At 62.6% G+C, this 430-nt stretch carries 1 pseudogene; it reads left to right on the forward strand.

Going from position 1 to position 430, the window contains the following annotated elements:
• Positions 1–430 (forward strand): annotated as a pseudogene (locus C5B91_RS21885) (DUF63 family protein); the annotation flags it as partial.

Genomic DNA, 430 nt, shown 5'->3' on the forward strand with positions numbered 1-430 from the left:
GCCGGCATCACCGGCGCACAAGGTGCAACGTTCTATCCGCAGGTACTCCTCGTCATCCTTGCCGGAGCGACGGTCGTCGCCACCGCGACGTGGTGGCTCGTCGAACGTTTCGCACCCGAGGTCAACGAGGGGACGGGTCGAATCGGATTCGTAGTCATCTGGGGACACGCAATCGACGGCGTCGCAAACGTCGTCGGTCTCGACTGGATGACCGCCCTCGGAGCGGGCAACAACCTCATTCCGAAACACCCGGTGAACAAAGCAGTCGTCGACCTCACGGCCTCCACGCTGCCGGAATCGGTGCTCGCCATCACGGGCGACGCGTGGCCGTTCCTGCTCGTGAAACTCGTCGCGGCGACGGCGGTTGTCTGGGTGTTTGACGAACAGATATTCGAAGACAGTCCGCGCTACGCGATTTTGCTCCTCATCG

The sequence above is a fragment of the Haloferax sp. Atlit-10N genome, assembly GCF_003586325.1.
Classification (GTDB): Archaea; Halobacteriota; Halobacteria; order Halobacteriales; family Haloferacaceae; genus Haloferax; species Haloferax prahovense.